General features: G+C 55.0%; 1 protein-coding gene. It reads left to right on the plus strand.

Translation table 11 applies throughout. The features are described 5' to 3' along the window. The first annotated feature begins 64 nt into the window (after positions 1-64). Positions 65-1,218, plus strand: a protein-coding gene (locus KYE_RS15385; RefSeq protein WP_085986445.1) for an IS3 family transposase whose coding sequence is annotated in 2 segments (ribosomal slippage) — positions 65-305 and positions 305-1,218 — 1,155 coding nt in all. Because the reading frame shifts where the segments join, the coding sequence is not laid out codon by codon here. Positions 1,219-1,224 lie beyond the last annotated feature (6 nt).

Here is a 1,224-nt window from a genome sequence, read left to right on the forward strand (position 1 = left end):
TGGGGTTCTACCCCGTTACTGCGGACATTCCTAAAAAGAGGCACACTGTGCCAAAGGAGTGTTCATGTCCAGACGCAGAAAATATAGCCCAGAGTTCAAACGCGAAGCCATCGCCTTAACCCGGCAACCCGGTGTGAGTTGTCGCCAGGTAGCCTTAGAGATCGGCATCAATCCCAACCTGTTATCCCGGTGGCGCAGAGAAGCGGATGAGGAAACGGATAAGGCCTTTAAAGGCTCTGGTTCCCCCAGAGACGAAGAGGTTGCCCGCCTCAAGCGAGAATTGGCCCGCGTGAAGAAGGAGCGTGATTTTTTGCGCGAAGCGGCAGTGTTCTTCGCAAAGGAGTCGTCCTGAGGTATCAGGCGATTCAACGTTGTCGCAATACTTTCCCAATACGTCTTATGTGCCGATGCCTGAAGGTGTCGGCCAGCGGTTATTACGCTTGGGTCTCTCGCCCTGAGTCCGCCAGGTCAAAGGCGAATCAGCACTTGCTGTCACGCATCAGAGAGATTCATGACGATAGCGGGGGCATGATTGGCTCACCCCGTATGCATGAGGATCTGGTTGCTGAGGGAGCCTCAACCAGCCTGAACCGCGTCGCGCGATTGATGGCCAAACACGGCATTCAGGGGTGGCCACGCAAGAAGCGCGGACGCTTGGGACGTCAATCTTATCGACCACCGGGAATCCGGAATCATCTGGAACGGGATTTCTCCGCTCTGGAGCCAGACACCAAATGGGTGACGGATATAACAGAGATCCCGACGCAGGAAGGAAAGCTCTTTCTCTGCGTGGTTCTCGACCTGTTCAGCAAGCTGATCGTTGGCTGGTCGATGCATCACCGACAGGATCGGCATATGGTAATCAGAGCGGTTGAGATGGCCGTTTGGCAGCGCCAGGGGAAAGTTCCGGTGATATTGCATTCAGATCGAGGCAGTCAATTCACCAGCGGTGATTACCAGCGCTATCTCGGCAGCAACCGACTGGTGAGCAGCATGAGCGCGGTCGGTCATTGTGGTGATAATGCGGCCTGCGAGGGGTTCTTCGGCATGCTCAAGCGTGAGCGAATTCACCACCGGCGCTACCGAACCCAAAATGAAGCACGAGCTGATGTCTTCGATTACATTGAGCGGTTCCATAATCCTAGGATGCGACGTAGAGTTGCTGCTCAGGACAGAAAACTGTTCGCCGTTTTAAAACCGTCCGTGGAAACGGGGTAGAACCCG

This window comes from Marinobacter manganoxydans MnI7-9, from assembly GCF_000235625.1.
In the GTDB taxonomy this organism is placed as follows: Bacteria; Pseudomonadota; Gammaproteobacteria; order Pseudomonadales; family Oleiphilaceae; genus Marinobacter; species Marinobacter manganoxydans.